Source organism: Dawidia soli (assembly GCF_018598185.1).
Taxonomy (GTDB): Bacteria; Bacteroidota; Bacteroidia; order Cytophagales; family Cyclobacteriaceae; genus Ohtaekwangia; species Ohtaekwangia soli.
In genome coordinates, this window is the sequence record NZ_JAHESC010000018.1 from 1 (window position 1) to 14,750 (window position 14,750).

At 53.8% G+C, this 14,750-nt stretch carries 10 protein-coding genes; 4 read left to right on the forward strand and 6 right to left on the reverse strand.

Annotated features, from left to right (window positions below; all coding sequences use genetic code 11):
• On the forward strand, positions 1-626 hold a 626-nt coding region (locus tag KK078_RS13450; RefSeq protein ID WP_254090802.1), incomplete at its 5' end, for a FecR family protein.
• An 18-nt stretch (positions 627-644) separates the two neighbouring features.
• On the opposite strand, the gene ligD is transcribed toward KK078_RS13450, so the two are convergent.
• The 4 genes from ligD to surE all read right to left on the reverse strand — a co-directional run bounded on the left by ligD (position 645) and on the right by surE (position 5,149).
• Entirely contained in the window at positions 645-3,296 is a 2,652-nt protein-coding gene (gene ligD / locus KK078_RS13455; RefSeq protein ID WP_254090803.1) for a DNA ligase D, read from the reverse strand.
• Positions 3,296-4,057 (reverse strand): non-homologous end joining protein Ku, encoded by a 762-nt coding sequence (ku, locus tag KK078_RS13460; protein ID WP_254090804.1) that lies wholly within the window; start codon positions 4,055-4,057, stop codon positions 3,296-3,298. The genes ligD and ku overlap by 1 nt, the downstream gene beginning before the upstream one ends.
• A gap of 16 nt (positions 4,058-4,073) precedes the next feature.
• Positions 4,074-4,244 (reverse strand): hypothetical protein, encoded by a 171-nt coding sequence (locus KK078_RS13465; protein WP_254090805.1) that lies wholly within the window; start codon positions 4,242-4,244, stop codon positions 4,074-4,076.
• A 158-nt stretch (positions 4,245-4,402) separates the two neighbouring features.
• Positions 4,403-5,149, reverse strand: a complete 747-nt coding sequence (gene surE / locus KK078_RS13470) for a 5'/3'-nucleotidase SurE (protein ID WP_254090806.1) — start codon at positions 5,147-5,149, stop codon at positions 4,403-4,405.
• A gap of 83 nt (positions 5,150-5,232) precedes the next feature.
• On the opposite strand from surE, the gene KK078_RS13475 reads away from it, so the two are divergent.
• Together KK078_RS13475 and KK078_RS13480 are read left to right on the forward strand one after the other, a co-directional pair.
• A complete protein-coding gene (locus KK078_RS13475) occupies positions 5,233-6,147 on the forward strand; it encodes a diacylglycerol/lipid kinase family protein (RefSeq protein WP_254090807.1) in 915 nt (304 codons plus the stop codon).
• 281 nt (positions 6,148-6,428) lie between these two features.
• Complete coding sequence (locus KK078_RS13480) at positions 6,429-9,371, forward strand: M16 family metallopeptidase (protein WP_254090808.1); 2,943 nt, start codon at positions 6,429-6,431, stop codon at positions 9,369-9,371.
• Between the two features lie 334 nt (positions 9,372-9,705).
• Here the strand turns inward: KK078_RS13480 and KK078_RS13485 are convergent, their stop codons facing one another.
• Positions 9,706-10,758 carry a TlpA disulfide reductase family protein gene (locus KK078_RS13485; RefSeq protein WP_254090809.1) on the reverse strand — a complete coding sequence of 351 codons (1,053 nt, stop codon included), beginning with the start codon at positions 10,756-10,758 and terminating at the stop codon, positions 9,706-9,708.
• Positions 10,759-11,166: 408 nt separating this feature from the next.
• Between KK078_RS13485 and KK078_RS13490 the strand changes: the two genes are divergently transcribed.
• The gene (locus KK078_RS13490) at positions 11,167-11,718 is read left to right on the forward strand and encodes an REP-associated tyrosine transposase (protein ID WP_254090810.1); all 552 of its coding nucleotides are present in this window, start codon (positions 11,167-11,169) and stop codon (positions 11,716-11,718) included.
• Positions 11,719-11,825: 107 nt separating this feature from the next.
• Here KK078_RS13490 and KK078_RS13495 read toward each other — a convergent pair whose 3' ends face one another.
• Entirely contained in the window at positions 11,826-14,603 is a 2,778-nt protein-coding gene (locus KK078_RS13495; protein ID WP_254090811.1) for a TonB-dependent receptor, read from the reverse strand.
• Between the last annotated feature and the right edge of the window lie 147 nt (positions 14,604-14,750).

The following is a 14,750-nucleotide window of genomic DNA, read 5'->3' on the forward strand; positions in this document are numbered from 1 at the left end:
TCACGGAAGAACGCATTCTAATACTACACGGCGAAGCCTACTTTAATGTAGCGCACGATTCCCTACACCAATTTAGCGTACGACTGGATGATATTTTCGTCACCGCGCTCGGTACAACCTTTTCGATACGGGCAAACGACGGCGAGGAAAGCATAACGATACGGGTATTACGCGGTCGTGTCTCGGTACACACGGATCAATACGAATTGGCTCAGCTTGGCGACAATGAGAAGATGACCCTTTATAGGAACGACATGCATAACCTTTACGAAGGTTACCCGGTGTGGGACTTTACGCTGCCGTTCAAATGGAAAACGGAAAAGTTACCCGTGGGTGTTGACTGGAAGAGCAAGACTAAATTGGCTTTCGAAAATGCCCGGTTTAACGATATCATCAGACGTGTTGAACAACATTTTGGGGTAGTTATTAACCTGAAGGATAAGAGCCTTGGAGACATTCGGGTTACCGCAACATTTAGCAACGATATCTCGCTCAATAGCATCCTGAGAGATCTGTCGCTTGTTTCATCGTGCGAGATTAACCTGGTTCAAAGCGACCCGCTGACGATCGAGTTTCAACGACAAAGAAGTTTGTCCCTACCCCGGAGGGTAAAAATTGTGCCCTAGAGAGGGTATCGTAGGTCCCTATTCTTCCTTCTTCTTCAGGCACTTCGCCATGTCGATCCCCTTGCCCAACACGGGCTTAAACAGGTCGCCCTTCTTGTCGAGGCGCTTAGGCAGCGTTTTCATCGTGAAGTCGCTGGGGTGCAGGCCGTGTTTTACCTCCTTCCATTCCAGCGGTGTAGAGAGCGTAGCGCCGGGCACCGGGCGCATGCTGTAGACCGAGGCCAGCGTCTGACCGCGTTTGTTCTGTAAATAGTCGATGTATAGGCGCCCCTTGCGTTGGTTGAGGGACCGCTCGAGGGTCGTGAACTTGGGGACCAGCTCCTGCGCGTGATGCGCCACCAGCTCGGCAAACATGCGTGCCTGGTCGTAGTCGTACCGGGCGGCAAGCGGTACATAGATGTGCAGACCCGATGCGCCGGAGGTTTTACAATAGCCCACCGCGCCGGCTTTATCGAGCACTTCTTTAACGGCCAGTGCCGTGTCGATCACCTGGTCGAAAGTATTGTCGTCTGACGGGTCGAGGTCCAGCACGAGGTAGTCGGGGTTGTCGAGACTTTTTGTGCGCGAGCACCATGGGTTGACTTCGATACAGCCCAGGTTGTTCATATACAACAACGTTGCTTTGTTGTTGCACAAAATGTAATCGATGTCTTTGCGGGCCGCTTCGGAATACAAGGTGATGCTGTCGACAAACGAAGGTGCATCGTCACCGGCGTCTTTGTGATAAAAACCTTTGTCTTCAATGCCGTTGGGGTTGCGCTTCAAAGACTCCGGCCGATCCTTTAAGTATGGCAGTATATATTTGCTGATACTGTTGTAGTACTCAACTACTTGTCCCTTGGTGATGCCGTCTTTCGGGAAGTACAGTTTGTTTTGATTGGTGAGCTTTACCTCGTGGCCTTCCACGCGCATCATGCGGTCGTTGGGTCCGACATCCGATTCATGGTCGTCTTCGGTGGCTTTCTTCCGGGATGTCTTTGCCGTCTTTGCGGCCCGTTTGGGTGCCGGTGTGGCGGCTTTCGCCCCTTTGCTCGTGCGGCTGGTCTTCTTGCCTTTCGTCGCCTTCCCGTCCGCCTCTTCGACGTCGAGATGATCGACTTCCTTCGGTGCTTTGTCTATACGCATGCCCATAAATACAGCTTGGCGTAATATTCCTTCGTCTGTCAGTTCCGCGAATTTTACTTCGCATACCAACCTGGGCTCGACCCAGGTAACAGGGGCGTTAAACGGTATCTTTTCTTCGAAGGGCGACGTCTTGCGTACCAGGGGCTGCAAGGTGCCGTACACCTCCTTTAACACCTTGTCGGTAAATCCCGTGCCCGTGTGGCCGATGTAGACCAGCCTGCCACGTTTGTACATGCCCAGGATCAGGGCCCCTAAATACTTCCGGCTTTTGCGTGGCGCCGTGTAGCCGGCCACGACAGCTTCCTGTGTATTCAGATTCTTGATCTTGAGCCAGTCATAGGTGCGCCGGCCGACCTGGTATACACTGTCGGCTTTCTTGGCAATGACACCTTCGACGCCCAGCTCGACAGCATGTTGAAATACCCGCTTACCATATTCTTCCACGTGGTCGGAATAACGGATCACCGGATGGTCCTTCGGCAACAGGTTGACAAGGATCTCCTTGCGCTCCGACAGCGGAAGCCCCGTCAGGCTCTTGCCCTTGTGTGAAAGAATATCGAATACATAATATATTATGGGCAGCGACGGATTTTCACCGTATTGCTGCAGCTTCTGAAAACTGGGGCGATCGTTTTCGTCGAGCACGACGATCTCGCCGTCTAATACGGCCGGCACCTTGATCTCGTCCAGCGAGTCGAATACGTCCGGGTAAAGCGATCGGAACGACAGCCCGTTGCGTGAATACAGGCGCTTCTCCTTTTTTCCGATCTCGGCCACCGCGCGGTAGCCATCCCACTTGATCTCGAACACCCATCCCGGGTCGTCAAACGCGTCTTCGCGGGTTTGCGCCGCCATGGGCTCGATGAATTCCTTGTACTTTTCCGCCTTGCCGCTGCGCACCGACGTCAACGCCGACGGCGCGGGCTTCTTCGCTTTTTCCTTCTTTTTGTCCTTGGGCTCGTCCGGATCGTCGCGGGTCCAGGTCTTTTTGCCATGCGCCTTGACAGGCTTAACCGCGGCGATGTCATAGCCCTTCACGACATGCTCGTCGCGGTGTTTGATCAGCAGCCACGCATTCCCCTCCTCGGCATTTTTCATTCGCACCAGCGCAAACGATCCCTGCAGGTTCTTTCCCTTGAGGGTGACCTTCACATCGCCCTTCTGGAGCTGCTCCCGCAAGTGTTTTTCGTAATCGGCGCGTTTGGTGACGCCGTCGGGTGTATAGGTGCCGTGGTCCCAGATGTCGACCGTGCCGGCGCCATAATTTCCTTTGGGAATGGAGCCGTAGAACTTGCCATATTCGAGGGGGTGATCTTCGACCATCATCGCCAGCCGTTTATCGGCGGGGTCCAGCGAGGGGCCTTTCGGTATAGCCCAGCTTTTGAGCACACCGTCCAGTTCCAGCCGGAAGTCGTAATGCAGCCGGCTGGCATCGTGACGTTGAATGACAAAGGTAAGGGGCGCGGCGCCTTGCTTCTTTTTCTCGCCCTCGGGCTCGGAGGTTTTGGTAAAGTCGCGCTTCTTTTTGTACTGCGCCAGGCTCATCAGGATGCCTTTTTAAGACTGGCTTTAAGTTGTGACATCAGGTCGGTCGACTTGCGGTGTGTTACCTTCATCTTCGGCACGGTGGTCTTCTTACCGCTCGCCTTCGCTTTGATGATCTTCAGCAGCTCAGATGCGTAGCTGTCTTTGAACTTGTCGATGTCGAACGGGCCGGTTAACTGGTCGATCAGCGAAAGCGCCATCTTGAGCTCGGCTGGCTTGGGTTTGGAATCCGGCAGGTTCAGCTCCTCGGTGTCGCGGATCTCCTCGGCAAAACGGATGCGGTTTAAGACGATCGCTTGGCCGCGCGGTTTAAGCACGCAGAGATGTTCCTTGCTGCGCAGCACGAAGCTGCCGATGGCCGCCTTTTCGCTTTTGACCAGCGCTTCGTGCAACAGGGCATAGGCCCGCACGCCCGACTTCTCGGGCTCGAGGTAATACGGTGTTTCGTAGTAGATCGAGTCGATCTCGCTCTCGCGTACAAAATCCGTGATGTCGATGGTCTTGCTTTTCTGGGGACTGGCGCGCTCGAAGTCTTTGTCCTCGAGCACGACATATTCGCCATCCAGCTTGTAGCCCTTTACGATGTTGGCATACTCCACTTCCTTGCCGGTGTTGCCGTTGACGCGTTTGAACCGGATGTTGGCGTGGTCTTTCTTATCCAGCATATCCAGGTCGAGATCGCTGTTCTGTACAGCACTGTACATTTTGATGGGAATGTTGACCAGGCCGAAGCCGATAGCACCTGTCCAAATCGCGCGCATACGTCGTGGGGTTGAGTTATTGTATTTTTATCGCCTGGGCCAATTCCCACGACGAAAGTTTTACATAGTCGTTGCCGATCCGCAGCGTATATACCAGGCCCTTAGACTTCACTTCCCTCGGCCGTCCATATACTATACCCTCCTGGTTCTGGTAAATCACCGAATCGCCGTTCTTAATCTTTTCCATAATCTTTTTCTATTAAAGTTGAAACCTTTATAAAAAAAGATTAAATACTGTACCACCGGGGAATATACGAAAAAATACTACGTAATCTATCGGGTTAACAAAAAATTTATACCTTTTGGCCTACACGTTGGGGCATTCCTTAACCACTTGTCCATTCCTCACGCCGATACGTTTTCTGCCGGCGTCTTTTGCAACACGGTCATCAGTTCCGTTTCATTTGTCAGGTCCAGGCGCAACGGCGTGATGGATACAAAGTTGTTCTCGACCGCCCAGCGATCTGTGCCTTCGTCGGCCGGCTCCAGCGGTATGACGGTGAACCAATAGTGCTTGCGGCCGCTGGGGTCTGTGCCCGGAACGATCTTACCGTCGTATTGCCGCACCGACTGCCGGGTCCATTTTACGCCGACAGGGTCATTGGGGAAGTTTACATTGACCAGCGAAAGATTCGGGTTTTCCAGGAGTAGCGCCAGCGCTTTCTCAACAAAAGGTTCCAGCTTGCTGAAGTCCGGTTCGGTCTTGCCCACCGGCGCGCTCAGCGCGATGCCCTTCATGCCGAGCAGCACGGCCTGCTTGGCGCCGGCGAGTGTGCCGGAGTGCCACATCGAGTTGCCCAGGTTCAGGCCCATGTTGATACCCGACAAGACCACATCGGTCTGACCCAGGTGTGAGCCGAGGGCTACACAATCTGCAGGCGTACCGTTGACACGATAGGCTTCGAGATCACCGAAGCTGATCGGCGACTTGCGATAGAACAACGGGCGCGACGCCGTAATGGCGTGGCCCATGGATGATTGTTCAACATCGGGTGCCACCACGCGTACTTCTCCGAAGCGTGAGGCTATTTTGGCGAGCGAGGCAATCCCGGGACTGTAGATGCCATCGTCATTGGTGATCAGTATACGCATACCGCGGGGCCTAATAATATCGTTCCCACCCTGGCATGGGTTTATCGTATGGGATCGCAGGCACACAGGCCTACCCCTGATACATGACCTTGATGAAATTTGCCAAGTTGATCCACAACCCCACTGCGGGAGAAGCTGAAGACGTAACCGAACACCTCGTAGAAGCCATGGAAGACGCCGGCTACAGCTGTAGCTATTCGTCTACAAAGGAAGACGGCTGGGAAAAAGTAGATACAAAGGAAACCGACTTTCTGGTGGTGGCCGGCGGCGACGGCACTATCCGGAAAACCGTACTCGCTTTTTTGGACAAACGGCTCCCCATAGGCCTCATCCCCATGGGCACCGCCAATAACATTGCCAAGACACTCGACATTGCCGGCGAGCCGCCGGAGATCATGGCCACCTGGCGCGATCGACGCATCAAACCGTTCGATATCGGTCGCATCTACGACCTGCCGGACGAAAAATTCTTCCTGGAAGGGATCGGCTTTGGGCTCTTTCCACGCCTCATGAAAGAAATGGACAAACAAAAGCGCAAGGGCGATTACGACAAGAGCATTAAGACAGTGCTCGAGATCTTTCACGACATCGCGCTGAATTACAAAGCCCGGGCCTGTACGATCCAGATCGACGATGCCGAATACTCCGGGAATTACCTGATGGCGGAGGTCATGAACACCCGTTCGATCGGACCGAACTTAAACCTGGTGCCGTTCTCAGACCCCGGCGACGGAGAGTTTGAGGTGGTGCTTATCACGGAGTCTCAACGCGAGCAATTCGCCAACTACATCCTCAGCAAGATCCTGGGCAAGGAAGAACCCGCCTTCTTTAATATCCTGAAAGCAAAGAAGCTCCGGATCGCCTGGGAGGGCGTGCACTTGCACGTAGACGATGCTTACATCAAGCTCGAAGAGGCCGCCGAGATCAAGGTAGAGCTGCAAGCAGGAGCTGTGCAGTTCCTCGTGCCGCCGCCGGTAACGGAAACGCCGGCCGCATAACCCACAACGGTGGGGCTTGCGGTTAAAGCCGATCCCCTCGCAAGGGTATCTCCCGCCACGCTCCCCCACATACTACGCTGCATGCAGCGGATCTTAAATATATATACTATATCACCCGCATAGAGTTTGTGTTGGCGGTCACGCATCGTTACCGGATAACTCAGGTATGCATTCTGGCGAAGTTGTTTTCGGATAACGTAATTTATACTTAATATCATGCCGCCGTTTTGAAAACCAGGGCGGCTTAAATTATTCTGCAAATCAAAAATTCACCAAACTTTATGCTGAAACGAAGTCTTGTAGGGCTTTTGTGCCTGGTCCTTTGTATCACCTTTGAGGGCTATGGACAAAAGCAATACCAGTGGAAGGAGAAGACCGAAGATGGTTATACGTATAAGTATGTCACCAACGACCCGATGGGTGCCCGTTTTTATCAATTAAAGAACGGCCTAACAGTTGTTTTGAGCGTCAACAAGAAAGAACCCCGCATTCAAACCCTGATCGGCATCCGCGCCGGCAGTAACAGCGACCCCGCCGACCACACCGGCCTGGCACACTACCTCGAGCACTTGTTATTTAAAGGTACCGATAAGTTCGGAACCCTGGATTGGAATAAGGAGCGCGCCTACATCGACCGCATCGACAGCCTGTACACCGTGTACAATCAGACGACCGACGCCGGCAAACGCAAGCATATCTATCATATCATCGACAGCGTGTCCGGCGTTGCCGCCAAACAGGCCATTGCCAATGAATATGACAACATGATGGCGTCGCTGGGGGCACAGGGCACGAACGCGCACACGTCTGTGGAAGAGACCGTATACGAAGAGAATATCCCGTCAAACGCGTTAGACCGCTTCCTGGCGGTACAAGGCGAACGGTTTCGCTACCCGGTGTTCCGTCTCTTCCATACCGAGCTCGAAGCAGTGTATGAAGAAAAGAACCGCGGCCTCGACAACGACGGCCGCAAGATGTATGAAACGTTGTTGAGCACGCTGTTCCCGACGCACAACTACGGCCAGCAGTCGACCATCGGTACCATCGAGCATTTGAAGAACCCTTCGCTGAAAGCCATTCGCGAATTCTATAACAAGTACTATGTACCCAACAACATGGCGCTTATCATGGCCGGTGACTTCAACCCATCCTACGTGATCAAAAAGATAGACGCGGCGTTCGCCTACATGAAGGCTGCGCCGGTAAAAGAATATGCGCCCGCGCCCGAGAAACCCATCAAGGCTCCGATCGTGAAGGAAGTGTTCGGCCCCGATGCCGAGAGTGTGAACATCGCTTTCCGCATGCCGGGGGCGCTGGATACACGCTCGTCCGTGATGCTGACGGTCATGTCCATGGTGCTGAGCAACGGCAAGGCCGGTCTGATCGACCTGAACCTGAACAAACAGCAAAAGATCCTCGGCGCCAGCGCCGGCGTATGGTCGTTTAAAGACTACAGCGTGTTCCTGCTGGGCGGCAAAGCCAAACAGGATCAAAGCCTGGAAGAAGTGAAAAAGCTGTTGCTCGAACAGCTCGACCTGTTGAAGAAAGGCTCGTTTGACGAATCGCTGGTAAAAGCCATCGTCAACAACGCCAAGCTGGCAGAGCTGCAAGGCCTGGAAGACAACGGCAGCCGTGCCGAATCGCTCATGGATGCGTACATCAAACATAAAGGCCTGCAATGGACGAGCGACGTGGCGTACCTCGACGAGATGGGCAAGGTGACCAAAAAACAGATCATGGATTTTGCCAACCGGTATCTAGCCGAAAACTACGTGCTGGTCTATAAACGCAAAGGCGAGGACAAGAGCATCGCAAAGGTAGACAAGCCGGCCATCACCCCCGTGGAAGTGAACCGCGAGGCACGCTCCACATTCCTGGAAAGCATGATGAAGATCCCCGTCACACCGGTAGAGCCGCAGTGGCTGGATTACAAGAAAGACATTCAGCAAAGCAAGATCGGCCCGGCCGATGTGTTGTACGTGCAGAATAAAGAGAACGGATTGTTCCGCCTGTATTACCGCTTTGAGATGGGCAGCTGGAGCGACAAGCGACTGGGCATGGCCGCGCAATACCTGCAGTTCCTCGGCACCGACAAAGCCACCGCCGAGCAGATCAGCAAAGCTTTTTATAACATAGCCTGTAACTTTTCGGTATCGGCATCGTCGGAAGAGACCACCATCGCGATCACCGGCTTACAGGAAAATTTTGCCGAAGCGGTAAAGCTCTTCGAGTCGCTGATCACGACGTGTAAACCTGATGACGCAGCGCTGGCTGCGTTGAAAGACCGCTTGCGCAAGAGCCGCGCCGACAACAAGCTGAACAAAGGCGCCATCATGCGCGGCATGATCCAATATGCTATGTACGGCGAGAAGAACCCATACAACTACCAGCTGAGCGACCAGGAATTGACGGCAATTACCGCCCGAGAGCTGACCGACCTGCTGCACGGCCTGATGGGCTATAAGCACAGCATCCTGTATTACGGTCCCGAGCCGCTGGCGACCCTCACGCCTGCCGTGCAGAAAGCGCATGTGCTGCCGACTACCTTCCGCGAAGCCCCCGCACCGGTGAAGTTTACCAAGATCGACCAGCAGGAGAACACCATGTTGTTTACCGATTATGACATGGTGCAAGTGGAAGTAACCTGGGTGCGCAACACGATGAACTACGATCCGGCCAACACGGCCCGCATCATGCTATTCAATTCGTACTTTGGCGGTGGCATGGGCACGATTGTATTCCAGACCATCCGCGAGTCGAAGGCCCTCGCGTACTCGACGTATGCCGTATATGGTTCGCCCGATAAAAAGGACGAACGCTACACGATCCGGGCCTATGTAGGCAGCCAGGCGGATAAGATTGGGGAGGCCATTACCAGCATGAACGAGCTGCTGGACGACATGCCCCACACGGAAAAGATCTTTACCACCGCGCGTGATGGCATAAAACAAGACATCGAAACCGAGCGTATTAACCAGGATGGTATTATCTTTAGCTATCTGTCCGCAAAGAAGCTCGGGCTCGATATCGACTACCGCAAAGAAGTGTACCGCGCCGTGGATTCATTGAGCTATGGCGACATTGCGAAGTTCCACGACGACAACCTTCGTCACAAACCGTACACCTATTGTGTGCTGGCTTCGTCGAAGAACGTCAAGGAAGATGACTTGAAGAAGTTCGGCGCCGTGAAGAAGCTCACGCTGCCGGAAATATTCGGATACTAATATTACAGGTTCCCCCGCGGTTTTCCCGGGGGAGCTTGTACCGTTATACTTCTTGTTACTTAGCCATCCTCTCTTACGCCGCTGTAACAAGAACTGCCACTGCAGGGCCGGATACCCGCACATTTCTAAGGCGTAGATTGTGTTTCCTCATAAGTTTAGGTTAATGAATGATGAAAATCCGGTCTCTGCAACAGGCTTAAAAAAAGAGCGAGTACACTCGCTCTTTTTTTGCTTCCGCCATTGCTGGCGCAAGTCTGAGCGAAGCGGTGACTTGTGCCTACTACGATATGCAGTCTGTGACTGCCGTGCAGCGCGTAGCGCCCGCATTTTCGATCTACTCAGACAACAATGAAGCAAGCAGCTCCTGAAGCTTCTCCCCTTTCACATCCTTCGCAATAATACGCCCCCGCGCATCCAGCAGCACATTGAACGGTATAAACGACAACGCATAATATTGCGCAACAGGCCCCGTCATGCCTTTCAGGTCTGACAATTGGGGCCAGGTAAGCCCGTCGTTGGCAATAGCACTTAACCACTTCGGCCGCTCTTCATCCAGCGAGATACTCACGATCTCAAAACCCGCCGGATGATATTTATCATACAACGCTACCAGGTTGGGATGCTCCCGCCGGCAGGGCCCGCACCAGCTCGCCCAGAAGTCCACAAGCATATAGGTATGTGGCAGCTCCTCACCGCTCATCGGCTTGCCGTCCTTGTCCGCCAGCATAAAGAACTTAAAGAGCGAACCCCGCTCCGTATGGGCGAGGCGTTGCAGCAGCTTCGCTACGCCATTACTACCCGCGAGCGCCCGCTGCCCGGCCGATAAATGATGGAAGATCGTATCGGCCTGCGCGTAGGTTAGCAGGTCCGCATCGCGCAGCAGCTCGGAGCCAACGTTGCTGTCGGGTTGTGCATCCACCAGGGCGAGCATGTGGCGATAGAGCGTCTCCGCCTTGGCGGAGTCCGTCTGGTCGGTTTCCAACACGCCACGCCAGAACGTAAAGAAGTCATCTTGCAGTTTTTCGCTGTACGAGCCCGTGATGGAAATCGCCTGCAGGTTGTTGACCAGGCGACCGTCGCCATCGACAAAGGTGTGCGTGCGGGCTTTTACGTGAATATTGCCGGAGTCGAGGTACAGCCAGACGGCGGTGGAAAGACCCTCGAGCTCGAGTACGGCTTGCACAGGGTGCGGCACCTGGCCGGTGAAGTGGAAGGTTTTGTTTTCGACAGACGCTGTTAAAGCCATGGATTCCTGGGTATTAAGCGTGTAGCGCAACGTTATCGTGCCCGAGTAGCGTCCCTGCAGCTCGCCGGAGATGGTGAACGGACGCGGAGCCGCCGCGAGGGATACCGGCAGCAGAATGGCAAACATAAGATACCTGTGCATAACAAATAGAACCATAGTAGAACGTCATCATAACGACCCGGCCGGCCGCTTTAGTATTTCGCCCGCCCCAAACAGTCGTTTGGAAAAAGGGGTTTTACCCGTGTCAAAGCCATACCAAAGCTATACATAAAGCATACTTACGCCCTACATGCCTTATTCCAGGTTCTTATCCCAACTACCTTCACCTGTATAGCCCTATCCGGACTAACAAGAATGACTGACCCGGTGTAGTAACACATCTGGCGCAAGTCTGAGCGAAGCGGTGACTTGTGCCGCGATGGTAGGCAGTTTGCAACTGCCGTATCCGTATTTTTCCGGTATTTCCCCAAAACTAATTAGCAGTCCTTATGCCACCCTTATCAATATAATTTATATTGATGCTCAATATAGTTCCGACTACCGTTACCTATGAGCAGAAAATATAAATTCCGTGATCCGGCAGGTGTTTATTTTGTAACTTTTACCGTCATTCGTTGGTTAGACGTTTTTACCCGCAGGGAATATCGCGACATCTTCATGGACAGCCTGCGTTATTGTCAAAAGAATAAAGGACTTGCACTGTACGCCTATTGCATAATGAGCAACCATGTGCATATGATCGTCTCACAACATGGAGAGCGGGAGCTTCAATCAACCATTCGTGACATGAAAAAACACACATCAAAGAAAATCATATACGCTATCAGCGCCAATGAAAGGGAGAGCCGCCGGGACTTGCTATTGTGGCAATTTGAAAAAGCGGGAGCGAATAATGGCAACAACGAGCAGTATCAATTCTGGCAACAGCATAGCCATCCGATTGAGCTGAATACCGAGGAAAAGGTATATCAGCGATTGGACTACATTCATGAAAACCCCGTCCGGGCTGGCATTGTTTTGTCGCCGGAGGAATATTTATATAGCAGCGCTATGAATTATGCCGGTATGCCGGAGAAACTGATTGATGTCATTTTGATCTAGCTTGGTTTCCGCAAGCCCATGGCTGGGGCAGTTACAAACTGCCGACCGTGCAGGCACAAGTTACGCACCTGCGCTATCGCTCGGCGCTAAACTTGCGCCAGGCGCTATTACGCCTTAAAGTTCCGCAAGGTATACGTCAGCGTCAGCAAGAAATAGCGGTTCAATACATTGGTTTGACGGTCTTCGATATACGTCTCCGTAATGTCGCGCGAGATACTGTTGTTGTTGTTCAGGATATCATACGCATTGAGCTTTACTTCCAGCGCGTCGTTCTTCAGGAATTTGTAACCCAGGCCGGCGTTCCAGAACCAGATGCTCTGGTCGTATTCAGCCGAAAGGCCGCGGTAGAGCGTATTGTTCGCTGTGGTCGTGAAGACGAAATGTTTGAGGAAGATCCAGTTGAGACGAAGCGACGACACCTGGTTGAAATAATTGTTGTCGGACTGCTTTTGAAGCGTGTTCTTAACGATGGTGTAGTTGGCGTTGTACGACAGTGTGAAGTCGAAGTTTTCGCTGATGTTGCTGCTGAGGACAACGCCCTGACTGAGCGCGTAGTTGTTCGCGAGGTTCTTCGCCTGGTTGATCAGCGCGGGAATGCGGTTATAGTTCACCCCCGTGTTGACGTTCAGGTTGACTTTAAGCGTCGACAGCGGCGTGCCGTAGGTGAACAGCGCCCGTGCATTGCGGTAGCCGCTGATGTTTACCGGGTAGCTCAGCTGCGTGCCGCGCGACAAGAACACGCCGTTTACCGTCTCGTCTTCCGTGGCAATATACGCGGCATTGGTGATATAGTCGCTGATGAAGCTCCCACTCAACAGGAACAGCAGGCTCGTGGACTTTTCAGTGTTGCTGCGGCCGTAGCGCACGGTAAGGCTGTGCGTAAAGTCCTGCGCCAGGTCCGGATTACCCGTCCGGAGGAACAACGGGTTCCGGTTGTCGATCACGTTCTGCAGCTGTGATACCGACGGCGCGTTGGTCGACGTGCGGTACATGATGCGGATGTTCTCGGTTTGGGAGAACCGGTAGTTCAGCATCGCCCGCGGCAACAGGCGCTGAAAGGAACGGTCGACCGAGAATGCATACGGAAACTCCTGGTCGCTCTGTAAATGAGAATATTGAAAGTTCACACCGGTCATGGCGCTGAGCTTGCGGTTGTTGAACCGGTAGCTGGCTCCGCCCTGGTGCGAGATGTACGAGTTCTCGAAAGTGTTCGTAAGCGCCGTATCCAGGTTGTTGTATTCGCCGCCGTCGCCCAGGTTGTAGGTTTCCTTGTCGGTCGTGCTGCGGGTGTACGACGGTGTGTAGTTGAGCTGTACCTGGCCGAAGCGGCTTATCGGCTCGGTATACGATACGTCCGAAGAGACCGTGTAGCTCTTCGTGTGCTGATCGGATTGCTGGTCGATCAGTTGCGGCGTGTCGCCGTTGGCATATTCGTTCAGGGAGTATAGTTCCGAGTTGCCGTCACGGTCGCTGGCTTGGGTGTTGAGATTCACCGAGAACGAACGCCCACGCTTGGAAAACCGGTGGCGGTACAGTATGCTGTTCCCCAGGTTGTAGCCGCTGTTGTCAGATCGGTTGCGGTTCGTCAGGTGGCTTTCAAGAGAAGTATTGTTGGCCGTGTAATCTCCTTGCAGCGACGACCGCGCATCGTTTGTCTGGAAGCTCAGGCGTGGCGTGATGACAAGCGAATTCGCCGTATCGATGGTATGCTCGATCCGGGCATTGATGCGATGGTTGTAGTTGCGGCTGTTGGAGCGGCTCATTTCGCGGTATACCAGGCCGCTGTCCTGCTCGGTAATATATTTCCGGTTGAGGTCCGTCAGGTTTTCGTTGTCGGCCGTATTAAAGAAATAGCTGCCGGTGAATTCGGTCTTTTTGCCCCAGCGGTCGGCGTAGTTCAACCCCGCGGAGTGTGTCGTCGAGATCCCGCTTTGCTGGCCTACGGCGAAGTTGTTTCCCCCACCGCCCCCACGGCCGCCGCGTCCACCCCGGCCACCGCCCCCGCCGCTACTGCTGCTAACACCCAGGAGATCTTCGTTGCTGAAGTTCTGCTGGTTGATATTGTTGGACAGCCCCACCAGCGATAGCTTGCGCTCGCCGCTAAAGGAATTGATATTGCCCCCCGCAGTATACCGGCCGTCTTCGCCGAGGCCGGCATAGATGCGCCCAAACTGACCGTTGTTACGGCCCTTCTTCGTCACAATGTTGATGGTCTTGCGGGTATTGCCGTCGTCAAAGCCCGTGAACTGCGACTGCTCGCTGAGCCGGTCGAATACTTCGATCTTATCGATGATCTCGGCGGGCAGGTTCTTGAGGGCCAGGTTGGCGTCATCGCCAAAGAATACCTTGCCGTCCACCAATACTTGTTGTACAGCCTCCCCCTGCGCCTTCACACCGGTGTTGTCGACGGTAATGCCGGGCATCTTGCCGATCAGGTCCTCGGCCACGGCGTCGCGGTTTGTCTTGAACGCATTGGCGTTATATTGTAACGTGTCGCCTTTCTGCTCTACCTGGATCGCGGCACCCTTGATCTCGACTCCTTTTAAAGTCGTGACGCCCGGTGCCAGCGTAATGGTGCCCAGGTCGGTGTCGGGTTCGCGGATGCTCACGGCCCGCTGGCGTGTGGTGTAACCGATGTAAGAATAGTGTAAAACATAACGGCCCGGAGTTACGTTGGTAAACGTGAAACGACCGTCGATGTCGGTCACGACGCCCCTGCGTCGGGTCGAATCGTTGGCTTGTTGCAACACGACACTCACGCCGATCAGCGCGGTGTTGTCGGTGCTATCGGCGATAATGCCGGTTAAGCGGCGTTCCTGGGCTACAGCATGGTAGGTGGTGGCACCTATCAGTAAGAAGATGAGGCAGATGTACCTGAATAACATAGTAGTCCCACAATCGAAAAATCGTACCATTTTCTTGGTTTGGATCGGAAAAGTAAAGAAAGTCGCGCCAATCGCCAGTAGGTACTACGGGAGCGGTCGGCAGTAGCCGGCTGACGGTCGACGGTATGGGAAGACTTTTCGACGGGT